The sequence below is a fragment of the Pseudomonas sp. 43mfcvi1.1 genome, assembly GCF_900115935.1.
Taxonomy (GTDB): Bacteria; Pseudomonadota; Gammaproteobacteria; order Pseudomonadales; family Pseudomonadaceae; genus Aquipseudomonas; species Aquipseudomonas bijieensis.
The window spans coordinates 541,721-563,330 of record NZ_UETT01000002.1; the positions used below are offsets into that span (position 1 = coordinate 541,721).

Consider the following 21,610-nt stretch of genomic DNA (forward strand, 5'->3'; position numbering starts at 1 on the left):
TCGACTGGTGGCTCTATGCTAGCACCTCTTTTCACCCACATGAGTGTCATACGTCAATAATCTGTCCTGGCACGAAATTCAGTTTGTGACCGGTCAGTCTCATAGGCCGCTGGCAGCGCTTCCTTTATAGTGCCGGTTCGACTGCCCTGTCGTGGCCGGCATGATTGGTGGCGCATTATCGCGTTTCAAATCAGGCACGATGGCGTAGGGTTGTGGTCGAACCGTGAACTCAAGTGATTGAAGGGATATCGCCATGCTGGACTGGAAAAACCGCGCGGGCAGCGCGCCTGAACGTGCCGCCGAGCCGAAATCGGAGGCCCGCAGCTACCTGGGCGGGCTTTTTTTCAGCCGCGCACTGGCTACGCTGATCGGCCTCTACCTGTTGGTGACCATTGCCGTCGGCTGGTATTGGAGCCAGGAGCCCGCGCTGTTCCCGGTGCAGCAGAACGCCCAGGCCGCGGCCGAGAAAGATGGCCGGCAAATGGTGGTGGGCTACACCACGGTCGAGACGCTCAAGACGGTGGCCGGGACCCTGCTGACCAAGCCGGGTGGCTACATCTCCAATGACCGCTTCCCGCCAGGCCTGTGGATGGACAACATGCCGAGCTGGGAATATGGCGTGCTGGTGCAGGTCCGCGACCTGAGCCGTGCCCTGCGCAAGGACTTCGCCCGTTCCCAGTCCCAGTCCGCCGAGGACGCCGACCTGGCCAAGGCCGAGCCGCGCTTCAACTTCGACAACCGCAGTTGGGTGCTGCCCTCCAGTGAGTCTGAGTATCAGGAAGGCATCAACTCCCTGAGCCGCTATCAGGCGCGCCTGTCCGACCCAAGCCAGAAAAGTGCACTGTTCTACGCCCGTGCCGACAACCTGAACAACTGGCTGGGGGATGTCGGCACTCGCCTGGGTTCGTTGTCCCAGCGCCTGTCGGCCAGCGTTGGCCGGGTCAAGCTCAACACCTCGCTGAAAACCGAAGTTCCGGCCCCGGGCCAGGTGCCGCAGGTGGATGAAGAGGTGGTCGAGACCCCGTGGCTGCAAATCGATAACGTGTTCTACGAGGCCCGCGGTCAGGCTTGGGCGCTGTCGCACCTGCTGCGCGCCATCGAAGTGGACTTCGCCGATGTACTGGCAAAAAAGAACGCCACGGTCAGCGTGCGGCAGATCATTCGTGAACTGGAAGCGTCCCAGGAACCTGTCTGGAGCCCGATGATCCTCAACGGCAGCGGCTTCGGTGTATTGGCTAACCACTCGCTGGTCATGGCCAACTACATTTCCCGGGCCAACGCAGCGGTCATCGACTTGCGGCAATTGCTGAACCAGGGCTGATACATGAGCGAAAGCCCCCGGGAGGTCGCTCACCGAGTGGCCTCGGATGCCGAGTTGATCGCGTGGGTCGATGAGCAGGACAACCTGCTTGGCAGCCTGGTGCGTTCAGAGCTGCGCGAACGCGGCCTGATCGGACGTGGCACCTACATCATGCTGTTCAACTCGGCCGGTGAGCTCTGCGTGCACCGGCGTACCCTGAGCAAGGCCATTTACCCCGGTTTCTGGGACGTGGCGGCGGGTGGCATGGTGCAGGCCGATGAGACCTATGCCGAATCGGCCGCCCGTGAGCTGGCGGAGGAACTGGGTGTGAGCGGCGTGGAACTGACCGCCCACGACCATTTTTATTTCGAAGACCCCGGCAGTCGCCTGTGGTGCTCGGCGTTCTCGGCGGTGTGGGACGGCCCGCTGGTCCTGCAACCGGAAGAAGTCCTCGAGGCGCGTTTCCTGCCGCTCGAACAGGTGCTCGATGAAATCCAGCGCAAGCCCTACTGCCCGGACTCTTTGGCGGCGCTCGAACGCTATTTGCGGGTCCATGGCGACGGCGTCGCAAAGAAGCTATAAATTGGCGCTGATTGGCCCTTAGCAAGTCGGCTTTTTGCCGTTACACTGCGCGACTTTTCAAGCTGAACCGTCTCTGCGGTCCAGTAGCGCTGCCCCTGCCTGAGTGGGGTTTCGCGGTCGAGGCACGTTCCCCCTCGGCCAGTCTTTGTCCTCCCAAGAGGATTGCCGGTGGCCAAAAAAGCCGCATCCTTCGCCGCCTTGGGCGGCCTGGTATTTTCTACCGACGCCGGTCGTCATTGTCCTGATTGCCGTCAACCGGTGAATGCCTGCATCTGCAAACAGACCGCCATCCCTGAAGGTGACGGCATTGCGCGCGTGCGCCGTGAAAGCAAAGGCCGCGGCGGCAAGACAGTGACCACGATCACCGGCGTGCCGTTGGCCGAAGATGCGCTCAAGGAACTGGCCACCACGTTGAAGAAACGCTGTGGCACCGGTGGCGCATTGAAAGACGGCGTCATCGAGATCCAGGGCGATCACGTCGAACTGCTGCTGGCGGAACTGGTCAAGCACGGTTTCAAGGCAAAGAAATCCGGCGGCTAGCAGCCTCTGTGAAAACCACCCTCGGCTTGACCCGAACCCCACGTTCGAGGTCGCCCGCATGGTTTTCACAGAGCCTGTTCTGAACGGGTTTCTAAACTCATCGCTGGGAGCAGGGTCTACCTTGCTAACAGGCAATTCGTCATTTTCACTCTCTAGACTGCCCCAGCCTCCGACCGGATGGTGCATTTTGACTTCTTTATAGGGGACTTCGATGTCCGTACGACGCACACGCAAAGACGATGGCAGCCAATGGACAGTTGCGGACAGCCGCAGTGTTTACGGGATTCGCCATTGGGGGGCCGGGTATTTCGCGATCAATGAAGCCGGTCGCGTCGAAGTCCGCCCGAACGGTCCCGGCAGCTCGCCCATCGACCTGTTCGAGCAAGTCGATCAGTTGCGCCAGAGCGGCCTGTCGCTGCCCTTGCTGGTGCGCTTTCCCGACATCCTGCAAGACCGTGTACGCCAGCTCACCGGTGCCTTCGACAGCAACATCGCGCGCCTGGAATACCAGAGCAAGTACACCGCGCTCTATCCGATCAAGGTCAACCAGCAAGAAGCGGTGATCGAGAACATCATCGCCACCCAGAACGTCTCCATCGGCCTGGAAGCCGGCTCCAAGCCGGAGTTGCTGGCGGTGCTGGCCCTGGCGCCGAAGGGCGGCACCATCGTCTGCAACGGCTACAAGGATCGCGAGTTCATCCGCCTGGCGCTGATGGGCCAGAAGCTGGGCCACAATGTATTCATCGTCATCGAGAAAGAGTCCGAAGTCGGTCTGGTGATCGAAGAGGCTGCGGCGCTCAAGGTCAAGCCACAGGTTGGCCTGCGGGTGCGCCTGTCGTCCCTGGCATCGAGCAAGTGGGCTGATACCGGTGGCGAGAAATCCAAGTTCGGCTTGTCTGCCGCGCAACTGTTGTCGGTGGTCGAGCGCTTCCGCGCGGCCGGCCTGGACCAGGGCATTCGCCTGCTGCACTTCCACATGGGCTCGCAGATCGCCAACCTGGCGGACTACCAGCACGGCTTCAAGGAAGCGATCCGTTACTACGGTGAACTGCGCAACCTCGGCCTGCCGGTGGATCACATCGACGTCGGCGGTGGCCTCGGCGTGGACTACGACGGCACCCACTCGCGCAACGCCAGTTCGATCAACTACGACATGGACGATTACGCCGGTGTCGTGGTCGGCATGCTCAAGGAGTTCTGCGATGCCCAGAGTTTGCCGCATCCGCACATCTTCTCCGAAAGCGGCCGCTCGCTGACCGCCCACCACGCCATGCTGGTGGTGCAGGTGACCGACGTCGAGAAACACAACGATGACGTGCCGGTGATCGAAAACAAGGAAAGCCTGCCGGAAACCGTGCAATGGCTGGTTGACCTGCTGGGCCCGACCGATATCGAGATGGTCACCGAGACCTACTGGCGCGCCACTCACTACATGAGCGATGTGGCGACCCAGTATGCCGATGGCAAGTTGACCCTGGCTGAAAAAGCCTTGGCCGAGCAGTGCTACTTCGCGGTGTGCCGTCGCCTGCACAACTCGTTGAAGGCCCGCCAGCGTTCCCATCGGCAAGTGCTGGATGAGCTCAACGACAAGCTGGCCGACAAATACATCTGCAACTTCTCGGTGTTTCAGAGCCTGCCGGACACCTGGGCCATCGGCCAGGTGCTGCCGATCCTGCCGTTGCATCGTCTGGACGAAGAGCCGCTGCGTCGCGCCGTGCTGCAAGACCTGACCTGCGATTCCGACGGCAAGATCAAGCAGTACGTCGACGAACAGAGCATCGAGACCAGCCTGCCGGTTCACGGTCTCAATCCAGGTGAAGACTACTTGCTGGGCATTTTCCTGGTGGGCGCCTACCAGGAAATCCTCGGTGACATGCACAACCTGTTCGGTGACACCGACTCGGTGAACATCTACCAGAACGCCGATGGCAGCGTGTATCACGCCGGTATCGAAACCCACGACACCATCGAAGACATGCTGCGCTACGTGCACTTGTCGCCGGAGGAGTTGATGACTCACTACCGCGACAAGTGCGCCAGCGCCCGCATCAGCGCCGCCGAACGTACCCAGTTCCTCGATGCCTTGCGCCTGGGGTTGACGCGTTCGTCCTACCTGTCGTCTTGATGGGCAAGTTTGTGGCGAGGGGCTCACCCTTTTAACTGATCGGCAACGCCCTCCGGAGCTGTCAGAAAAGACACCGCATGTTGCGGGTTTTTTCGGATAGTTCCGGAGGGCGTTTTTGTTTACGCCACGGCTATTTCCTCCCTCCGGTGCGTTTAACCGGCGATGTCCTTATTTCGTGTAGTCCCTTTCCTAACTTGTACTTGGCCCCTCTACTCGGCCATGGCTCTCGGCGAGAATCCCCGACCGCCCCTCCTGTAGAGAAACGCCGATGTCCGATCCAGCCAGCGAACCAGCATTTCGTCTGGAGATAGCCGGTCTGCCCGAGCCCGTTGACGTCGTGGCTTTCACGGGTAGCGAAACCATCAGCGAACCCTTCGTTTATGAAGCGCAGCTGTTGTTGCCCGATGCGAACCTGGACTTGGCGGGCCTGCTATACCGCAGCGTCTGGCTGAGCTTCGGGGCCCCAGGCCGGGGCATTCATGGGCAGCTTCATGAGTTGGTCCAACACCCTCATGGCGCCGGCTGCCGGGTGCGTATCGGACCGAAGCTGGCCTGTCTGGCGCAGCGCTTCAGCCAGCGGGTCTTCAGCGCCCGCTCGGTGCCGCAGATCATTCGCCAGGTGCTCAAGGCCCATGGCATCAGCGGCCGCGGCCTGTGCCTGGACTTGATTGGTGATTATCCGCCACAGGACTTCTGTACCCAGTATCGGGAATCGGACTTGCAGTTTCTTCAACGCGTATGCGCCCAGGCAGGCATTCATTTTCATTTCGAACACACCCAGGACGGACACTGTCTGGTGTTCGCCGACAATGCCCACAGTTTTCCCCCCGTCGGTACAGCGGTTTACGCGGACGACGAGGCGACTGCCGCAGTGCGGACCTTCAGCGTGCAGACCGATGTGTCGGGGGAGCAGGTCGCCCAGGGCCGCAGCGATTTGATGAACCTGCATGGTGGTCGAATGTTGTCGCTGACGGCTCATCCTTTTGCTGGCTGGAACCGGCGCTGGCTGTTGACGAAGGTCGAGCACCGGGTGCAGGCGGGGGTGTACGGCAATCATTTCAAAGCCATTCCCCGGGGCGTGCTGTTCGTGCCGGATAAGATCCCGGCAAAACCACGGATGGTGAGCCGGCAACGCGGCTGGGTCGTGGCAGTGGACGAGCCGCCAGCGTTGGGGGCAGGGCGTGTGGCGGTGCAGTTTGACTGGGTCTACCAGGGCGAAGGTTCCAGCCCCAGTCATTGCTGGCTACCCTTGGCGCCCGAACTGGTCGCGGGCGGAGCGGGCGCCCTGTGTGACGGCACCGAGGTGTTGGTGAGCTTTATCGAAGGCGATCCGGATCGGCCATTGATCAGTGCATTTCTGGACGCGCCTGTCTCAGGGGAGGTTGCGGATGAATCATCCTCAGGCGAAACATTTGTGCAGTCTGTTGCCGATCCGCTCCTGTTGTCTGCAATCCGCGACGCCGAGCCGCTGGTCTTGTTGTGCCTGTTGCCCGAAGGCGGGCCTTTCAGCCCCTGCGCCCAACCGCTGTGCACCTGCCGTATGCTCATGGGGCGTGGCGCGGGCGTTGCTCGATGAGTGCCGCCGTCCTGCCTGGATCAACGCCGCAATGGCTGTTGCTCGACGTACCGAGTGCGCCTGCAGCCGCACGGCTGGTGCACGGGCAGTTCGCCAAGGCACGGTGCTTTGCCCTGTTTGAAGGTACCGAGCTGCATGGGCTGCGAGAGCACGGCCCGCTGCTGGTGGATCTGCGTCAATCGCCTGCGCTGGTCAGCCTCTGTCACCTGGACCCACGTTCCTGGCCGGGGCTGCTGTTGGTCAGCTCATCGCCCGCCGAGCAATTGCTGGCGCATCTGCGGCGCATGCTGACGGTGACGCTAGGCCTGCATCACAAAGCCTTGTTGAGCTACTACAACCCGCACATCGCCAGCTATTTCTTCGACGGCTGCGACCCTCGGGAGCTCAGTTGCTGGCTGGGTCCGATCAGTCTGTTGCGCTGGTTTGGTGGCACCTGGGCCGACCGGGCGATCGGCAGCCAGGGGTGGCAACAACTGTCCAACCCGGGGCTGCCGGTGGCGGCGCTGGAGACGGAGCACAGCCTCAGCGATCGACAGCAGAGCCAGTTGCAACGATGCCTGCTGGAGCGTCATGCCTGGCAATGGTCCCGTGCCACCGGGCGTGATTACCGTCGGCTCTGGGAGGATTTGCAGCAGGGACTGACGCTGGGGTTTACCGAGCGGACAGTGCTCGATGACTGGCTGTGGCTGCGCCTGCAATACCCCGAGGCCCGGCCGGTGCCGGACTTGGTGGGCGGTTCGCAGCGTGAACGGCTCGATCAGTTGCGACGGCGTTGGCAGGACGGCCAGGATTGAACGTTACTGGGCTGACGCGCCGAGCCAGCGGTCGTGTCGCTGCAAGCGCCAGGCGAAAGCGCCGAGGGTCAGGCTGCGCAAGGCCATGAACAGCAGGAAGGTGATCCACAACCCATGGTTGCCCAACCCTCGCAGCGCCCAAGCGATTGGCAGCACCAGCAGCAATGTCAGCAGCATGCCGTTGCGCATTTCCCGGGCGCGGGTGGCGCCGATGAACAGCCCGTCGAGCAAGTAACTCCAGACCGCAATGAGTGGCAGGGCCGCGAGGTAAGGCAAGTAGCGGTAAGCGGTATCGCGCACGTCGGGGATGTTGGTCTGCATGTCGATGAACAGGTGGCCGGCGAGCAGGAACAGCAATGCGAAGCCCAGGCTTGCAATCAGCGACCAGCCACACGCCACCACCAGCGAGCGGCGCAGTGCCAGGCGGTCGCGGGCGCCAATGGCATGGCCGCACAGCGCTTCGACGGCATGGGCCAGGCCGTCCAGGGCATGGGCTGTCAGCAACAGGCCGTTGAGCAGCAAGGCATTGGCCGCCACGGTCGCATCCCCCAGGCGCGCGCCTTGCACGGTGATGAGGAAAAACACCGCTTGCAGCGCCAGGCTGCGAATGAAAATGTCCCGGTTCACGGCCAGCAGCGGGCGCCAGTTCTGCCACAGTCCCAGGGCGGCCCAGGCCACCTGTCCGGGCCAGGCGCGCAGTGTGTGGCGGGCCAGCGCCAGGCCGACCAGCGCGCCGGTCCACTCGGCGATTACCGAGGCCCGGGCCGAGCCGGTCACACCCCAGTCCAGGCCGATCACGAACCACAGGTTCAGGGCGATGTTGACCAGGTTGGTCACCAGCAGGATCGCCAACGGCGCCCGGGCATTCTGGGCACCGAGAAACCAGCCCACCAGCGCATAGCTGGCCAGCGCCGCCGGCAAGCCGAAGAGCCGGGTGTGGAAGAAGTCACGGGTCAATTGGTTGAGCTCGGCGGACGGCTGCATGAAGTGTAACGCCACGTCGCTCAATGGCACGCCGACGGCACCGAGCAGCACCGCCAGCCCCATCGCCAACAGCAGGCCTTGCAGTAACACTTGCCGCAATGCCGCGCCGTCACCACGCCCGGCGGCCTGGGCGGCGAACCCGGTGGTGCCCATTCGCAAGAAACCCATGGCCCAGGCCAACACCGTATACAGACTCGCCCCGACCGCCACCGCGCCCAACTGATGAGCATGGGGCAAATGGCCGATGACGGTGCTGTCCACCAGCGCCACCAGCGGCACGGAAATGTTGGAGAGAATCATCGGCGCAGCCAGCGCCCAGACCCGACGATGGGTCAGGCGGTCGCGCCAGTCGGTGATCAGGTTGGACATGCGGGCTCCTTGATGGAGCGCGATTGTAGCGGGTTATGGTCTGATCGTTCTCCAGGGGATCCTGGACTCCTTGTGGCGAGGGGATTTATCCCCATTCTGTGGGAGCAAAGCTTGCTCGCGATCCAGGCGCCTCGGTTCCCTGGGAAACCGCGTCATATTCATCGCGGGCAAGCTTTGCTCCCACAGAGCATCCTCGCCACAAGGGGGCTGGCGCAGTATCGATCCCAGCCTTAGTGAATGATCCAACTCAACAGCCACAACCCCAGCACCAGCCAGATGATGCCCATGACGATCGAGGCCCGCATGAAGGCGCGGATGGCCGAGTACAGCAGCATCAGCCCGAGGATCAGCGCGATGATGCTGATGATCGAGGTGTCCATGCCCAGGGTGCGTGACAGCCCATCGACGAAGTTGCCGCCGGCATTGGCCAGGGTGTTGAAGAGACCGCTGAGCAGGTCGACGATGAACCGGATCACCGAACCGAGTGCCTGGCCGAGCCATTCGAAAAAGCTTTCTACCTGCATATGTGCATCCTGATGGGAGGGAGTTTGAGCCGAGCCGTTGGCTCCTGATTGTAGGAGCTGTGGCGGCCGAGTTGGTTCGATTATGGGGTAAACCGTCGCTTCCTACCGAGACTCTTGCCTTCCCCGGTCATCCCCCTGAAGCTATGCGTATTCAGGAGAACCCGATGAACCTTGTTGAACTGACCGAACGCCTGCATGCCATTCGTGACCGTAACGACTGGCGGCAATTCCACAGCCCGAAAAACCTCGCCATGGCCGCCAGTGTGGAAATGGCCGAACTGGTGGAAATTTTCCAGTGGCTGACCGAGGACCAGTCGCGCCAGTTGCCGGCGGACAAACTGGCCCACGCCGGGCAGGAGGTCGGTGACATCGTGTTGTACCTGTTGCTGCTGTGCAGCGAGCTGGGCCTGGACATGGACGCCGTGGTGCGCAGCAAACTGGCCGACAGCGAGCGGCGGTTCGGCCAATGAGCGACCGGCATTTCGATCAACTCGCCACGCGCTTTGCGGAAAAAATCTATGGTGGGGCCAAGGGCGCGATCCGTCTGGCGGTGCTTCAGGCCGATCTGCTGGAAACCTTGCCCCAACGTCCGCTGCGGGTGCTGGATATCGGCGCTGGCCTGGGCCATATGTCGTTGTGGCTGGCCGAGCGTGGCCACCAGGTGACCCTGGCCGAGCCGGCCGAGCCCATGCTCGAAGGCGCCCGCCAGCGCTTTGCCGATGCGGGCCAGAGCGCCACGTTCATCCAGGCGCCGTGGCAGGACCTGCTCGGCCAGCTCACTGAACCGTACGACCTGGTGCTGTGTCACGCGGTGCTGGAGTGGCTGGCCGAGCCCCACGCGATCCTGCCGGTGCTGCATCAACTCACGGCGCCTGGCGGTTGGCTGTCCCTGGCGTTCTACAACCGTGATGCGCTGGTCTATCGCAATTTGCTCAAGGGGCATTTCCGCAAGTTGCGCAAGAACGACATGGCCGGCGAAAAACAGAGCCTGACGCCGCAACAACCCCTTGATCCGCGAGCATTGGCGGCGCAACTTGAAGGCCTGTGGCAGGTCGAAAGCCAGAGTGGCGTGCGGGTTTTCCATGACTACATGCCGGTGGAATTCCAGGGCCGCGTGGAGCTTGCACAGTTGCTGGAAATGGAGCTGGCCCACCGTCGCCACCCGGCGTTTGCCGGGTTGGGACGTTACCTGCACTGGATCTGCCGTCCCCTCTGATCGGAGGGGGCAATCGGAGAGCGAAATGAAAGGTCGTTCAGGGTTGTTGGTGCTGTGCCTGGGGCTGGTGGCCTGCCAGGGCAGCAACCCCTATGTCGCCACTTCCAACCCGCTGCCACCGGCGCCGCCCGAGGCCGCCACGGTGTTCGATCGCAGCGCCTACCCGGCGCCACCCCGTGATTATGGGCGCTATCGCAGTTGGGCCTGGCGCGACGGGCGCCTGCCCTCGGGTACCGCCTGGGCGGATTCGGCCCAGGTGGCCGAAGCGGTGAGCAATGCCCTGGACCAGCGTGGCCTGCGCCCGCTGCATGACAACCGGCCCGCCGACTTGTTCGTCAGCGCCGACCTGCGCCTGGAGACCCGCGTACGCCAGGTCCGGGACGACTACGATGCCGGTTACTACGGCGGCTATAACCGTTATGACCGCTATGGTCCGGGGTATGGCATGTACCATCCGGTGCCGATGGTGCGCACGTATCAGGAGCAGGTCGTGGTGGTTCGGGTGGACCTGTTCGATGCCCGCACCGGGCAGCCGGTGTGGAGCGCCAGCGCCGAGACCGGCCAGCGTGGCAGCCAGAGCGAGCGCACCGACGCCATTCGCGAAGCGGTGGAAAAAGCCCTGTCGGCGTATCCCCCAAGTTGATTGCTCAACGGAGAAAAACCATGTTTCGCCGTCTTGCTCTACTGGCCTTCACCCTGCTGTTGGGCGCTTGTGCCTCTAACCAGGTCAATCATGACTTCGACACCAGCCGCGATTTCGCGGCGTACCGCAGCTGGAGCTGGAAAGAGCCGGCGCTGCAATATCGCCCTGATGACCCACGCATCAAGAGCGACCTGACCGAGCAGCGAATCCGCCAGGCGGTTACCGATCAACTCGATCAACGCGGCCTGCGCCCGGCTGCGGCTGGCGGGCGCGGCGATGTGCTGGTCCAGACCTATTTGATCGTCGAGGATCGCCAGCAGCAGGTCACGACCAACTATGGCGGCGGTTGGGGCGGCCCTTGGAATGGCTATTGGGGTGGGCCGATGTACAACGAAACCCGCAACATCAGCTACAAGGTCGCCACCGTGCAGATCGACCTGCTCGATGGCAAGGATGGCAAGCTGGTGTGGCGTGGCAGCGACGAACAACTGCTCAGCAACTCTCCCAACCCGACGGACCGCAACACGGCCGTGCGCGAGACAGTGGGGCGGATTCTGGCCAACTATCCACCGCGCTGACCAGGGTGCATTCAAGATGGAGGCGAGCAGGCTCGCTCCCACAAGGATTTTGTGGCGAACACTCGACCCGTGAACACCCCGGAACAAAACTGTGGGAGCGAGCCTGCTCGCGATGACGGCGGCCCATTCAACCCTGGGGCAAGCTGATCCACCGCTATCGCGAGCAGGCTCGCTCCCACAGGAATTCGCTGTGAACACCATCGACCTGCTCAGGTCACCGGCCGCCACTCTCCTACCATATGCTCCAACCCCCCAGCCCCCACCAGTTGCAGTTGCCCACTGGACCCCGCCGCACTCGCCAGCAGCGTCACCTCGCTGGGCAGGCGTACCGGTTTCTTGAAGGTCACATCGATCTCGATGTTGGCCTCGGGCAAGTGATCGTCCAACGCTGCAAGAGTCCTGGCCTTGTTCCACAGGCCATGGGCGATGGCAGTGGGGAAGCCGAACAAGCGGGCACTGAGGCCGCTCAGGTGGATCGGGTTGTAGTCGCCGGACACCTTGGCATATTGCCGGCCGATGTCGGCCGGTGCCGTCCAGCGGGTGACTTCGATCAAGGGCCGACTGGCCTGCGGTGAATCCTCCACGAGTGCTCCGTCGAGCTGGACACCTTTGCAAAGCATCTGGCTGCGGGCCTCCCACAGCGGCCCCAGTTGATCATCGAGGCCGGTCACCAGGTCGAATACCGCGCCCTTGGGGTGGGCCTGCAGGTTCTCGACATTGACGCTGGCCCGCACCTGGCCGACCCCGCCCATGGGCCGCAATACACGGATGCGGTTGCTCAGGTGGATCAGCCCCAACAGCGGAAATGGAAAGTCCCGATCCGTAAGCAATTGCATCTGCAGGGCAAATGCCAAAACGTGGGGATAGGTCGGCGGCAGCAGTCCGTTATCGACGAAACCGCACACTTTGCGATAGGCCGCCAGGCGTTGCGGGTCGACCTGAAGCACCTGGCGCAAGCCTTTCTCGGGCAAGGTCGTTCCAGTGACCTTGCGCCGTGTCGCCGCTTTTGAATAGAGCCCGGACATGGATGGCGGGCTGCTGACCTCATGCCATTGGATCGTCATGCTCATGCTCCCAAAAGGCTTTGCCCGCATACCCGCAGGGCCTGTCCTGTCACCGCGCCTGTGCCCGGTTGCGCGAGCCAGGCCACGGCTTCGGCGACATCCTGGGGCAGGCCGCCCTGGCCCAGGGAACTCATGCGCCGCCCGGCTTCGCGCAAGGCGAAGGGAATCTCGGCGGTCATGCGTGTTTCAATGAAACCCGGCGCCACGGCATTGATGCTGATGCCCCTTGGTTGCAGCAGCGGCGCCCAGGCCTGGGCCAGGCCGATCAGCCCGGCCTTGCTCGCTGCATAGTTGGTTTGCCCACGGTTGCCGGCAATGCCGCTGATGGAGGCCAGCAGAACGACCCGGCCGTTGTCGCGCAGGGTGCCGCTGTCGAGCAGGGCCTTGGTCAGCACTTGCGGGGCATTGAGGTTGACTGCCAGCACCGCGTCCCAGAATTCCGGGGTCATGTTGGCGAGGGTCTTGTCCCGAGTGATGCCAGCGTTGTGCACCACGATGTCGATGCCGTCGGGGAGGTGCTCGATCAGTTGCGCGGCGGCGTCCTGGGCGCAGATATCCAGCGTGACGCTGCGCCCGCTCAAGCGTGCGGCCAGGGCGTCGAGGTCGGTCTTGGCCTGCGGCACGTCCAGCAGGATCACGTCGGCGCCATCACGGGCCAGGGTTTCGGCGATGGAAGCGCCGATCCCGCGGGCGGCACCGGTGACCAGTGCCTTGAGCCCGGTCAGCGGTCGGGTCCAGTCCTGGACCTGGGTGTCACAGGCGTTGAGGCGAATGACCTGCCCGGAGATGAAGGCGCTCTTGGGCGACAGGAAAAACCGCAGTGCACCTTCCAACTGGGCTTCGGCGCCGTCGCCGACGTACAGCAGTTGCAGCGTCCCACCGTGGCGCAGCTCTTTGGCCAGGGAACGGCTGAAACCCTCCAACGCCCGCTGGGCACTGGCGGCGAACGGGTCGGCAAGACGCTCTGGCGCGCGACCGAGGATGACGACATGGGCGCTGTGATCGAGGTTTTTCATCAGTGGCTGGAAAAATTCCCGCAGCTGCTTGAGCTGGTCGGCCTGCAGCAAATGGCTGGCGTCGTACACCACCGCCTTGATTTTCGGGCCATGGCCGGGGATCCACTCGGTGGCCAGGGTCGGCTCGCCGCCGTAGATGAAAATGCTGTCGGTCAGGCGCTTGGCAAACGTGCCGATCTGTTCGATCAACGGCCCGCCGCCCAGCAGCAATGCGCCTTCGATCGGCCGCAGTCGCCCGGCCTGCCAGCGTTCCAGGCGTACCGGCGATGGCAGGCCGAGGGACCCGACCATGCGCCGGCCAATGGGCGAATTGGCGAAGTCGATATAACGGTCAGACATGGAACACACTCCGGCTGATGAGGTTCCAAGTGTGGACCATGATTGGCAATCAGTCGTTCGATCGGCCAGATAAAGCCTAAGCTTGGGCAGGAACAGTGTCTTTTTCAGGCCCTTTGGCGCCTTCAGACTTACACGGGGAGTTCTTCATGGCACAGCTACGTCGCGTCGCGATCATCGGTGGTAACCGCATTCCCTTTGCCCGTTCCAACGGCGCCTATGCCACCGCCAGCAACAAGGCGATGTTGACGGCTGCCCTCGAGGGGCTGATCGAGCGCTACGACCTGCATGGCTTGCACATCGGCGAAGTGGCCGCCGGAGCGGTGCTCAAGCACTCCCGGGATATGAACATGACCCGCGAATGCGTGCTCGGTTCGCGGCTGTCACCGATGACGCCGGCCTATGACGTGCAACAGGCCTGTGGCACCGGGCTGGAGACGGTGCTGCTGGTGGCCAACAAAATCGCCCTGGGCCAGATCGACAGCGGCATTGCCGGCGGCGTCGACACCACGTCGGATGCGCCGATCGCGGTCAATGAAGGGTTGCGCAGGATCTTGCTGCAAGCCAATCGCGCCAAGACCACTGCCGAGAAAATCAAAGTCTTCCTGCAATTGCGCCCCCAGCACTTGCTGCCGGACTTACCGCGCATCAACGAGCCGCGCACCGGCCTGAGCATGGGCGAGCACTGCGAATTGATGGCCCAGACCTGGCAGATCCCCCGGGAAGCGCAAGACCAGTTGGCCTTGGAAAGCCATCAGAAATTGGCCGCGTCCTACGCCGAAGGCTGGCAGAACGATCTGATGACACCGTTTCTCGGCCTGACCCGGGACAACAACCTGCGCCCGGACCTGACCCTGGAAAAACTCGCCTCCCTCAAGCCCGCCTTCGAAAAAAGCGCCAAGGGCACGATGACCGCGGGCAATTCCACGCCACTGACCGATGGCGCCTCGTTGGTGCTGCTGGGCAGTGAAGAGTGGGCCAAGGCCCGGGGCTTGCCGATCCTGGCGTACCTGCGCGACGGTGAAACGGCGGCGGTGGATTTCGTCAATGGCGCCGAAGGGCTGCTGATGGCTCCGGTCTATGCCGTGCCGCGCTTGCTGGCGCGCAACGGCTTGACCTTGCAGGACTTCGATTACTACGAAATCCACGAAGCGTTCGCCGCCCAAGTGTTATGCACGCTGAAGGCCTGGGAAGACCCGGACTACTGCAAGACCCGCCTGGGCCTCGACGCGCCGCTGGGGGCCATCGACCGCAGCCGGTTGAACGTCAAGGGCAGTTCCCTGGCCGCCGGGCACCCGTTTGCCGCCACGGGCGGGCGAATTGTCGCCAACCTCGCCAAGTTGCTGGATGCGGCCGGGCGAGGTCGTGGGTTGATTTCCATCTGCGCCGCCGCCGGCCAGGGCGTGACGGCGATTATCGAGCGTTGAGGAGGACGCCGTTCTGGCCAGACGCCAGTTCCCGGTGACGGCTGGCGTAGCGCTCGGCCAGGATCGAGCAGACGATCAACTGCAGCGGGTGATAGATCATGATCGGCAGCAGGATCAGCCCCAGGCCGGGATGGTTGCCGAAAATCAACGCCGCCATCGGCACCCCGGCGGCGAGGGATTTCTTGCTGGCACAGAACACGGCGGCAACTTCATCGGCACTGTTGAATCCCAGGGCTCGGGCGGTGCGGGTGGTCGCCCACAAGATGATCGCCAGCAGCACGGCACTGCCAATCACGGCGCTGAGCAACACGCCGTGGCCCTGCTGCTGCCAGATCCCCGACACCATCGAATTGCAGAACGCCGCGTAGACCAGCAACAGGATCACCAGCTTGTCGATGACGCTGGTGTAGCGTTTGTACCGACCGAAAAAACCGGCCAGCCAACGCCGCAGGAACTGCCCCAGCACCAGCGGCAGCAGCAACATCATGCACAGGTCGAGCAAGGTCGAACCCAGGTCGATGCCACCGGCACCGCTGCCGACCACGAAACTGACCAGCAATGGCGTCAGGACAACCCCCATTACACTGGACAGGCTCGCATTGAGAATCGCCGCTGGCACGTTACCGCCGGCACTGCCGGTCAGGGCCACCGAGGAAGAAATGGTCGAGGGCAGGGCGCACAGGTAGAAGAACCCCAGCATCAGCAGCGCCGGCACATGGCTGCCCAGGAGCCAGTTGCTGAGCAGCCAGAGCAACGGAAATACGCCAAACGTGAAGCCCTGCACCATCACGTGCAGCCGGATGTTCTTCAAGCCGTGGCGGATCTGTTCGCCGGACAGGTTGACTCCGTGCAGGAAGAACACCACGAAGATGCCGATGTTGACCACCCATTCGGCATGCATGGCCCCGCCCGTGGCGCCAAAGGTTGGAAAGAAGTACGCCAGCAGCGTGGCGAGCAACATGCCGCACAGGAACCAGTCGGTCGCCATGCGTTTGAGGTGTCTGAAGATGTGCATAGGGCACCGCAAGTTGTAAGAAAAGTCGACTTAGCCTAACGTCGTCCCTACTAGTCGTCTTGCGACATAAGGCCAATCAATGCCGCCTAACGGACACCAACAGCTAGAACGCCGCATTCCCGACCTGGTGCAATTGCCCAGGCCGCTTTATGCCCGTGTCGAAAGCTTGAGTGCCGGTTCCTGGACGCAAGCCCATCGGCATGACTGGGTGCAGTTTTCCTACGCCATCAGCGGCGTCCTCGGTGTACACACCGCCGCGGGCAGCTTCTTTGCCCCGCCACAACGGGGCATCTGGATCCCGGCCGACCTGGAGCACCATGTCGTCACCTCCACCCGGGCGGAAATGCGCAGCCTGTACGTGCATCGCCACGCCTGCCCATGGGCCGACGAACGCTGTCGGGTCCTGGAAGTCACGCCACTGGCCCGTGAGTTGATCAAGGTGTTCTGCCAGCTTCCGGTCGATTACCCACAGGGCGATACGCAGGAAGAACGGCTGGTGCAGGTGTTGCTGGATCAACTGGCAACCCTGCCGGAAGTGGGCTTCTCCCTGCCGCTGCCTAGGCATGCCCGTTTGCTGGGATTGTGTAACGAGTTGATCGAACAGCCGGAGCAGAACGTCACCCTGCAAGCCTGGGCCGAACGCTTGGGTACGTCGGAAAAAACCCTGATGCGCCTGTTCCAGCGCGAGACCGGCCTGAGCTTTCGCGCCTGGCGCCAACGCATGCGCTTGTTGTCGTCCCTGGGATCGCTGGAGAAGGGCGACAGCGTCACCAGCGCCGCGTTGTCCTGTGGGTATGACTCAACATCGGCGTTCATTGCCGCGTTCAAGGGAATGTTCGGCTTTACGCCGGGGGAACTGTTCAAGCATTGAGTCGTCGCACTGCCTACAACCAACGGTAGGCACGGCTGTCAGCTCTTGTCGCAAATACCCGTGCATTCAATGGGCAACGCCAAGTCCGGTCTCGGCTATGATTCGGCTCGGTCGATTAATCCGGCACATTGTGTGCATTGCAGGTTCATAGGTCGGCAACCCCTCCCCGTGGAGGAAGGATTGCCGTATAACGACTGTCATTCGCGTGTTTGGTAATAAAGGACCCACAATAAAAGCTGATGAAGACTCCAAAACGCATTGAACCCCTGATCGAGGACGGTCTGGTCGACGAGGTGCTGCGCCCACTCATGAGTGGTAAAGAAGCAGCTGTTTATGTGGTGCGCTGCGGCAACGAGCTACGTTGCGCGAAGGTCTACAAGGAGGCGAACAAGCGAAGTTTTCGTCAGGCGGCCGAATACCAGGAAGGCCGCAAGGTCCGCAATAGCCGCCAGGCCCGGGCCATGGCCAAGGGCTCGAAGTTCGGGCGCAAGGAAACCGAAGACGCCTGGCAGAACGCCGAAGTGGCGGCGCTGTTCCGCTTGGCTAGCGCCGGTGTACGCGTGCCCAAGCCGTACGACTTCCTTGAAGGCGTGCTGCTGATGGAACTGGTTGCCGACGAGTATGGCGATGCCGCGCCGCGTCTGAACGATGTGGTACTGGAGCCGGACCAGGCCCGTGAATATCACGCTTATCTGATTTCCCAGATCGTGCTGATGTTGTGTACCGGTCTGGTGCACGGCGACCTGTCCGAGTTCAACGTCCTGCTCACGCCGACGGGACCTGTGATCATCGACCTGCCGCAAGCGGTGGACGCTGCCGGTAACAACCATGCTTTCAGCATGCTGGAGCGGGACGTGGGCAACATGGCCTCCTACTTCGGCCGGTTTGCCCCGGAGCTCAAGCGCACCAAGTACGCGAAGGAAATGTGGGCGCTGTATGAAGCCGGTACCTTGCACCCGGCCAGCCTGCTGACCGGCGAGTTCGACGAGCCGGAAGAACTGGCGGATGTCGGCGGGATCATGCGCGAGATCGAGGCCGCGCGCCTGGATGAGGAACGTCGCCAGGCCGTACGCGCCGCCGACGATGCCCCGCCCGGCAAGACCGAAGAACCGCCTCCGCCCTGGATGCAGTGATCGGTTGACCAGAAACCCGGCCATGGCCGGGTTTCTTGTGCCTGCCAAAACCCTCAACCCCACATGGGGGCGGTGGGCATCAATTCTTGCAACACCCCGACGCCAGTTCCTTGAGGATCGGACAATCCGGGCGGTGGTCGCCGTGGCAGTGCTCTACCAGGTCTTGCAAGGTGTCGCGCAGTTCGGCCAGTTCGCGGATTTTCTGGTTCAGTTCGTCGATGTGTTGCCGGGCCAGGGCCTTGACGTCGGCGCTGGCGCGTTGACGGTCTTGCCAGAGGGTCAGCAGTTTGCCGACCTCTTCCAGGGAAAACCCCAAGTCCCGGGAGCGCTTGATGAACGCCAGGGTGTGCAGATCGTCGGTGCCATAGATACGGTAGCCGCTGTCGGTGCGATGGGCGGCCTTGAGCAGGCCGATGGATTCGTAATAACGGATCATCTTCGCGCTCAGGCCGCTCTGGCGGGCCGCTTGGCCGATGTTCATCGCTTGTCCTCCAGGTGCTGGGGTGTCCAGAACTTCAACAGTAACGCATTGCTCACCACGCTGACGCTCGACAGGGCCATGGCCGCGCCGGCCAGCACCGGGTTGAGCAAGCCGAACGCCGCCAGGGGAATACCGATCAGGTTATAGACGAACGCCCAGAACAGGTTTTGGCGGATCTTGGCGTAGGTCTTGCGGCTGATGTCCAGTGCCGCCGGCACCAGTCGCGGATCGCCGCGCATGAGGGTAATGCCCGCGGCGTGCATCGCTACGTCGGTGCCGCCGCCCATGGCAATGCCGATGTCGGCGGCGGCCAGGGCTGGGGCGTCGTTGATGCCGTCGCCCACCATCGCTACCACCGAGTCGCGCTTCAATTGCTGGACGATGGCGGATTTATCCGCGGGCAATACCTCGGCATGGACATTGGAGATCCCCAGTGCCTGGGCTACCACCCGGGCGCTGCCCTGGTTGTCGCCGGTGAGCAGGTGGCTGGCGATGTGCTGTTCATTCAAGGCTTGTACGGCGGCGAGGGCGCCGGGCTTGAGGGTGTCACCGAAGGCGAACAGGCCCAACACCCGAGGCGCCGCGCCTTGCTCGATCAGCCAAGACAACGTGCGGCCTTCGGTTTCCCAAGCCTGGGCCGATTCGGCCAGCGAGCCGGGGTGCAGGCCCAGTTCGTCCAGCAGGCGCCGATTGCCCAGGGCCAGGCGCCGCCCGCCGAGGCTGCCGGCGATACCGCGTCCGGCCAGGGCCTGGCTGTCGCTGATATCCGGCACGTCCAGGCCGCGCTCGGCGCAGGTATCCAACACGGCTTTGGCGAGAGGGTGCTCACTGCCGCGTTGCAGCGCGCCGGCCATTTTCAGCAGCGCATCTTCATCACCCTCCAGGGCCGTCAAGTGGGCGATGCGTGGCGTACCGGAGGTCAGGGTGCCGGTCTTGTCGAACACTACGGTCTTGACCTCATGGGCGCGTTCCAGGGCCTCGGCGTCCTTGATCAGGATCCCGTGGCGCGCGGCCACGCCGGTGCCGGCCATGATCGCCGTGGGCGTCGCCAGGCCCAGGGCGCAGGGGCAGGCGATCACCAGCACGGCGACTGCGTTGATCAGCGCGGTTTCCAGTGGCGCGCCGTACAGCCACCAGCCGATCAATGTCGCCAGGGCCAGCACCAGCACGACCGGAACGAAAACCTGGCTGACTTTATCCACCAGTTTCTGGATCGGGGCCTTGGCCGCCTGGGCGTCCTCCACCAGGCGGATGATGCGCGCCAGGACGGTTTCGGTGCCCAGGGCTTGCGTGCGTACCAGCAGCCGGCCTTCGCCGTTGATGGCGCCGCCGGTGACTTTGTCGCCGGGCTGTTTGGGGACCGGCAGGCTCTCGCCGCTGATCAGCGCTTCGTCGGCGTGGCTCTGGCCTTCCAGCACTTCGCCGTCCACCGGGAAGCGTTCGCCGGGCTTGACCAGGACCAGGTCATTCAAGCGCAGTGCACTGATGGCAACGTCCCGCTCCTGGCCATCGATCACCTGGATCGCCCGCTCCGGTCGCAAGGCTTCGAGGGCGCGGATGGCGCTGGCGGTCTGGCGTTTGGCGCGGCTTTCCAAGTATTTGCCCAGCAAGACCAGGGCAATCACTACGGCCGAGGCCTCGAAATACAGGTGCGGCATGCTGCCGGGACGGGCGATCACCCATTCATAAAGGCTCAAGCCGTAGCCGGCGCTGGTGCCCAGGGCGACCAGCAGGTCCATGTTCCCGGCCCCGGCACGCACGGCCTTGAAGGCGGCGACATAAAAGCGCGCGCCGAAGATGAATTGCACCGGCGTCGCCAGGGCGAATTGCACCCAGGCCGGGAGCATCCAATGCACGCCGAACGGCTGCAGCAGCATGGGCAACACCAGCGGCACGGACAGCAGGATCGCCAGCACCAGTACCAGGCGTTCACGGTTCAGGCGATTGACCTGCGTATCAACGGGCTGCTCGGCCTGCCAGACAGTGGCGTCATAGCCGGCGCGCTTGACCGCATCGATCAGGGTTTGTGGATTCACCTGGCCGAGCAGTTCGAGGTGGGCGCGCTCGTTGGCAAGGTTGACACTGACACTGTTCACGCCGTCGACCTTGCCCAGGGCCCGTTCGACCCGGCCGACGCAGGAGGCGCAGGTCATCCCTTCGATGTTCAACTCCAGGGTTTGCACGGGAACGCTATAGCCCGCCTGTTCGACGGCCTGCATCAAGGCTGGCAGGCTGTCTCCAGGAGCCTGCACGCGCGCCACTTCAGTAGCCAGGTTGACGCTGACGGCGCTGGCCCCGGTGACTTTGCTCAAGGCCCGCTCGACCCGCCCGGCGCAACTGGCGCAGGTCATGCCGGCAATCGGTAGATCGAACGTGGTGGATTCGGACATCGGTCAGGCTCCCTGTAGTGAATGCCTACAGGATCAACCTTGCCATGCTGGCAAGGTCAAGCGCCAATCGAAAAGCTTGAACGCATCTCTGATATGGGAGCTGGTTTTGTGGGAGCAAAGCTTGCTCGCGATCCAGGCGCTGCGGTCATCCGCAAATCCGTGGTGCTTTCATCGTGGGCAAGCCTTGCTCCCACAAAGCTCGCTCACACGGTGGGGAAGTGGCGTGTCAGTAACCGAGCCCAGCCTGCTTGAGGTACATACCTTCCTGGGTCATGGCGATGCGGAACTTCAAGATGTCACCGGCCTTGAGGGTGATGTTCTGCGACCCAGGCGCGAGCATGCCCGGGTTGCAACCCGGCGCCTGTCCCGGCAGCAATTTCAGGCGCAAGGAAAACTGGCCTGGGGGCAGGTTGAAGGAGGTGCTTTGCTCCTGGAACAGCCTGGCCGAGAGCTGATCCTGGATGTAGATGCCGATTTCGCATGAGGTCGCCACTTCCAGGCGCTCGCGAGAAATGATCAGCACGCCATAGTCTTCGCCGGCGGCCGATGCCTGGGGCGCCACCGCTGAAAAACCGAGCATGCAAAACAGGCTGAACGCTGACCAGCGCATGGCTGAACCTCCGGTGTGAAATCCTTGATGTGTGCA

General features: G+C 63.0%; 21 protein-coding genes. 13 read left to right on the plus strand and 8 right to left on the minus strand.

Annotated elements, in window-relative coordinates:
* The first annotated feature begins 253 nt into the window (after positions 1–253).
* The 6 genes from DTP52_RS05790 to DTP52_RS05815 all read left to right on the plus strand — a co-directional run bounded on the left by DTP52_RS05790 (position 254) and on the right by DTP52_RS05815 (position 6,917).
* Positions 254–1,321, plus strand: a complete 1,068-nt coding sequence (locus DTP52_RS05790; RefSeq protein WP_109752262.1) for a DUF2333 family protein — start codon at positions 254–256, stop codon at positions 1,319–1,321.
* Between the two features lie 3 nt (positions 1,322–1,324).
* Positions 1,325–1,882: an NUDIX hydrolase gene (locus DTP52_RS05795; protein ID WP_109752263.1), complete on the plus strand. Its 558-nt coding sequence runs from the start codon at positions 1,325–1,327 to the stop codon at positions 1,880–1,882.
* A 168-nt stretch (positions 1,883–2,050) separates the two neighbouring features.
* Positions 2,051–2,422, plus strand: coding sequence for a translation initiation factor Sui1 (locus DTP52_RS05800; RefSeq protein ID WP_109752265.1), 372 nt, complete (start codon positions 2,051–2,053; stop codon positions 2,420–2,422).
* Between the two features lie 211 nt (positions 2,423–2,633).
* Positions 2,634–4,547 carry an arginine decarboxylase gene (gene speA / locus DTP52_RS05805; protein WP_109752267.1) on the plus strand — a complete coding sequence of 638 codons (1,914 nt, stop codon included), beginning with the start codon at positions 2,634–2,636 and terminating at the stop codon, positions 4,545–4,547.
* A 268-nt stretch (positions 4,548–4,815) separates the two neighbouring features.
* Positions 4,816–6,123, plus strand: coding sequence for a type VI secretion system Vgr family protein (locus DTP52_RS05810; RefSeq protein WP_109752269.1), 1,308 nt, complete (start codon positions 4,816–4,818; stop codon positions 6,121–6,123).
* The gene (locus DTP52_RS05815; protein ID WP_109752271.1) at positions 6,120–6,917 is read left to right on the plus strand and encodes a DUF4123 domain-containing protein; all 798 of its coding nucleotides are present in this window, start codon (positions 6,120–6,122) and stop codon (positions 6,915–6,917) included. The genes DTP52_RS05810 and DTP52_RS05815 overlap by 4 nt, the downstream gene beginning before the upstream one ends.
* Before the next feature lie 3 nt (positions 6,918–6,920).
* Here DTP52_RS05815 and DTP52_RS05820 read toward each other — a convergent pair whose 3' ends face one another.
* Positions 6,921–8,270, minus strand: coding sequence for an MATE family efflux transporter (locus DTP52_RS05820; protein WP_109752273.1), 1,350 nt, complete (start codon positions 8,268–8,270; stop codon positions 6,921–6,923).
* 230 nt (positions 8,271–8,500) lie between these two features.
* Entirely contained in the window at positions 8,501–8,794 is a 294-nt protein-coding gene (locus tag DTP52_RS05825; protein WP_003197447.1) for a hypothetical protein, read from the minus strand.
* 164 nt (positions 8,795–8,958) lie between these two features.
* On the opposite strand from DTP52_RS05825, the gene DTP52_RS05830 reads away from it, so the two are divergent.
* The 4 genes from DTP52_RS05830 to DTP52_RS05845 are packed head-to-tail and all read left to right on the plus strand — an operon-like array spanning position 8,959 to position 11,231.
* Complete coding sequence (locus DTP52_RS05830; protein ID WP_003186192.1) at positions 8,959–9,264, plus strand: MazG-like family protein; 306 nt, start codon at positions 8,959–8,961, stop codon at positions 9,262–9,264.
* Entirely contained in the window at positions 9,261–10,010 is a 750-nt protein-coding gene (locus DTP52_RS05835) for a methyltransferase (RefSeq protein ID WP_109752274.1), read from the plus strand. Before DTP52_RS05830 ends, DTP52_RS05835 begins: the two co-directional genes overlap by 4 nt.
* Before the next feature lie 25 nt (positions 10,011–10,035).
* The gene (locus tag DTP52_RS05840; protein WP_109752276.1) at positions 10,036–10,653 is read left to right on the plus strand and encodes a DUF4136 domain-containing protein; all 618 of its coding nucleotides are present in this window, start codon (positions 10,036–10,038) and stop codon (positions 10,651–10,653) included.
* Positions 10,654–10,673: 20 nt separating this feature from the next.
* Positions 10,674–11,231: a DUF4136 domain-containing protein gene (locus DTP52_RS05845; RefSeq protein WP_109752278.1), complete on the plus strand. Its 558-nt coding sequence runs from the start codon at positions 10,674–10,676 to the stop codon at positions 11,229–11,231.
* A gap of 209 nt (positions 11,232–11,440) precedes the next feature.
* Here the strand turns inward: DTP52_RS05845 and DTP52_RS05850 are convergent, their stop codons facing one another.
* Both DTP52_RS05850 and DTP52_RS05855 read right to left on the minus strand, forming a co-directional pair.
* Positions 11,441–12,295 carry a MaoC family dehydratase gene (locus DTP52_RS05850; RefSeq protein ID WP_109752280.1) on the minus strand — a complete coding sequence of 285 codons (855 nt, stop codon included), beginning with the start codon at positions 12,293–12,295 and terminating at the stop codon, positions 11,441–11,443.
* A gap of 2 nt (positions 12,296–12,297) precedes the next feature.
* Complete coding sequence (locus tag DTP52_RS05855; RefSeq protein WP_109752282.1) at positions 12,298–13,650, minus strand: 3-oxoacyl-ACP reductase; 1,353 nt, start codon at positions 13,648–13,650, stop codon at positions 12,298–12,300.
* 146 nt (positions 13,651–13,796) lie between these two features.
* Between DTP52_RS05855 and DTP52_RS05860 the strand changes: the two genes are divergently transcribed.
* A complete protein-coding gene (locus DTP52_RS05860) occupies positions 13,797–15,074 on the plus strand; it encodes an acetyl-CoA C-acetyltransferase (RefSeq protein WP_109752284.1) in 1,278 nt (425 codons plus the stop codon).
* Here the strand turns inward: DTP52_RS05860 and DTP52_RS05865 are convergent.
* Complete coding sequence (locus tag DTP52_RS05865) at positions 15,061–16,089, minus strand: bile acid:sodium symporter family protein (protein WP_109752286.1); 1,029 nt, start codon at positions 16,087–16,089, stop codon at positions 15,061–15,063. The two genes, DTP52_RS05860 and DTP52_RS05865, sit on opposite strands and share 14 nt — an antisense overlap.
* Positions 16,090–16,168: 79 nt before the next feature.
* Between DTP52_RS05865 and DTP52_RS05870 the strand changes: the two genes are divergently transcribed.
* Positions 16,169–16,960 (plus strand): helix-turn-helix transcriptional regulator, encoded by a 792-nt coding sequence (locus DTP52_RS05870; RefSeq protein ID WP_109752288.1) that lies wholly within the window; start codon positions 16,169–16,171, stop codon positions 16,958–16,960.
* Positions 16,961–17,199: 239 nt separating this feature from the next.
* Positions 17,200–18,093: a PA4780 family RIO1-like protein kinase gene (locus tag DTP52_RS05875; RefSeq protein WP_109752290.1), complete on the plus strand. Its 894-nt coding sequence runs from the start codon at positions 17,200–17,202 to the stop codon at positions 18,091–18,093.
* 79 nt (positions 18,094–18,172) lie between these two features.
* On the opposite strand, the gene cueR is transcribed toward DTP52_RS05875, so the two are convergent.
* The 3 genes from cueR to DTP52_RS05890 form a co-directional block, all read right to left on the minus strand.
* Complete coding sequence (gene cueR, locus DTP52_RS05880) at positions 18,173–18,574, minus strand: Cu(I)-responsive transcriptional regulator (protein ID WP_109752292.1); 402 nt, start codon at positions 18,572–18,574, stop codon at positions 18,173–18,175.
* Complete coding sequence (locus tag DTP52_RS05885) at positions 18,571–20,964, minus strand: heavy metal translocating P-type ATPase (protein ID WP_109752294.1); 2,394 nt, start codon at positions 20,962–20,964, stop codon at positions 18,571–18,573. Before DTP52_RS05885 ends, cueR begins: the two co-directional genes overlap by 4 nt.
* A gap of 226 nt (positions 20,965–21,190) precedes the next feature.
* Positions 21,191–21,574, minus strand: a complete 384-nt coding sequence (locus DTP52_RS05890) for a hypothetical protein (protein ID WP_109752296.1) — start codon at positions 21,572–21,574, stop codon at positions 21,191–21,193.
* Positions 21,575–21,610 lie beyond the last annotated feature (36 nt).

Coding starts and splice junctions, on each gene's coding strand:
- DTP52_RS05790 (WP_109752262.1), top strand. CDS start 254: ATGCTGGACTGGAAAAACCGCGCGGGCAGCGCGCCTGAACGTGCCGCC.
- DTP52_RS05795 (WP_109752263.1), top strand. CDS start 1,325: ATGAGCGAAAGCCCCCGGGAGGTCGCTCACCGAGTGGCCTCGGATGCC.
- speA (WP_109752267.1), top strand. CDS start 2,634: ATGTCCGTACGACGCACACGCAAAGACGATGGCAGCCAATGGACAGTT.
- DTP52_RS05810 (WP_109752269.1), top strand. CDS start 4,816: ATGTCCGATCCAGCCAGCGAACCAGCATTTCGTCTGGAGATAGCCGGT.
- DTP52_RS05815 (WP_109752271.1), top strand. CDS start 6,120: ATGAGTGCCGCCGTCCTGCCTGGATCAACGCCGCAATGGCTGTTGCTC.
- DTP52_RS05820 (WP_109752273.1), bottom strand. CDS start 8,270: ATGTCCAACCTGATCACCGACTGGCGCGACCGCCTGACCCATCGTCGG.
- DTP52_RS05825 (WP_003197447.1), bottom strand. CDS start 8,794: ATGCAGGTAGAAAGCTTTTTCGAATGGCTCGGCCAGGCACTCGGTTCG.
- DTP52_RS05830 (WP_003186192.1), top strand. CDS start 8,959: ATGAACCTTGTTGAACTGACCGAACGCCTGCATGCCATTCGTGACCGT.
- DTP52_RS05835 (WP_109752274.1), top strand. CDS start 9,261: ATGAGCGACCGGCATTTCGATCAACTCGCCACGCGCTTTGCGGAAAAA.
- DTP52_RS05840 (WP_109752276.1), top strand. CDS start 10,036: ATGAAAGGTCGTTCAGGGTTGTTGGTGCTGTGCCTGGGGCTGGTGGCC.
- DTP52_RS05845 (WP_109752278.1), top strand. CDS start 10,674: ATGTTTCGCCGTCTTGCTCTACTGGCCTTCACCCTGCTGTTGGGCGCT.
- DTP52_RS05850 (WP_109752280.1), bottom strand. CDS start 12,295: ATGACGATCCAATGGCATGAGGTCAGCAGCCCGCCATCCATGTCCGGG.
- DTP52_RS05855 (WP_109752282.1), bottom strand. CDS start 13,650: ATGTCTGACCGTTATATCGACTTCGCCAATTCGCCCATTGGCCGGCGC.
- DTP52_RS05860 (WP_109752284.1), top strand. CDS start 13,797: ATGGCACAGCTACGTCGCGTCGCGATCATCGGTGGTAACCGCATTCCC.
- DTP52_RS05865 (WP_109752286.1), bottom strand. CDS start 16,089: ATGCACATCTTCAGACACCTCAAACGCATGGCGACCGACTGGTTCCTG.
- DTP52_RS05870 (WP_109752288.1), top strand. CDS start 16,169: ATGCCGCCTAACGGACACCAACAGCTAGAACGCCGCATTCCCGACCTG.
- DTP52_RS05875 (WP_109752290.1), top strand. CDS start 17,200: ATGAAGACTCCAAAACGCATTGAACCCCTGATCGAGGACGGTCTGGTC.
- cueR (WP_109752292.1), bottom strand. CDS start 18,574: ATGAACATCGGCCAAGCGGCCCGCCAGAGCGGCCTGAGCGCGAAGATG.
- DTP52_RS05885 (WP_109752294.1), bottom strand. CDS start 20,964: ATGTCCGAATCCACCACGTTCGATCTACCGATTGCCGGCATGACCTGC.
- DTP52_RS05890 (WP_109752296.1), bottom strand. CDS start 21,574: ATGCGCTGGTCAGCGTTCAGCCTGTTTTGCATGCTCGGTTTTTCAGCG.